Below are 255 nucleotides of genomic sequence, written 5' to 3'. Positions count from 1 at the left end.
AGAACCAACCATTGTATTCGCCGGCCTGGCCGAGCGGGATGCAGCCGAGATGGGTGCACGAGCCGATCATGACGATCCAGTTTTCCTTGTCCTTGCCGGCCGAACGGTCGACGCCGGTCGCCTGCGCATCGGACGGCAGGTTGGCGTTGCGCGCCACCGGGTCCTTCAGGTCGGAAAGCGGCACCTCATCGGCAGCCTTCACTTCCTCGGGCGTCCGGTTGCGGATGAAGATCGGCTTGCCGCGCCACTTGGCCG

General features: G+C 65.5%; 1 pseudogene. It reads right to left on the bottom strand.

The features are described from left to right. A pseudogene (locus tag IB248_RS32495) lies at positions 1 to 255 on the bottom strand (ubiquinol-cytochrome c reductase iron-sulfur subunit); the annotation flags it as partial.

This window comes from Rhizobium sp. RHZ01 (genome assembly GCF_014851595.1).
GTDB lineage: Bacteria > Pseudomonadota > Alphaproteobacteria > Rhizobiales > Rhizobiaceae > Rhizobium > Rhizobium altiplani.
This window is presented reverse-complemented; position numbering and strand designations above follow the sequence as displayed.